The organism is Bacillus sp. IS1 (genome assembly GCF_032461585.1).
Classification (GTDB): Bacteria; Bacillota; Bacilli; order Bacillales; family Bacillaceae; genus Bacillus; species Bacillus velezensis.
Genome location: NZ_JAWCWR010000040.1, coordinates 1 through 270, shown reverse-complemented (window position 1 = coordinate 270; position 270 = coordinate 1). Strand labels below are relative to the sequence as shown.

Here is a 270-nt window from a genome sequence, read left to right as displayed (position 1 = left end):
ATTTTTACCATCTCTCCGATGAACAAAAAGTCGCTAAAACCATATCCGGCGTATTGAACACGCCCTCCTACGCAAAAATCATATGGACAAACCTGGCGGATTCATGGAATGATAAAATGGTTAACGGAGATGCGTATTCAAGGTCACATTACATCACCTACGCCATCGGGAGCATTGTCGGACTCAAAGGTTCCGGCTCAGCTGTAAAAGTATCAAGCAAGCTCGCCAAAACAGGCGCCGCCAAAGTGGATAACGTCTTGGAAGCCGGAG

The 270-nt window shown here is 47.0% G+C and carries 1 pseudogene; it reads left to right on the top strand.

The features are described 5' to 3' along the window. A pseudogene (locus RUW00_RS22870) lies at nt 1–270 on the top strand (hypothetical protein); the annotation flags it as partial.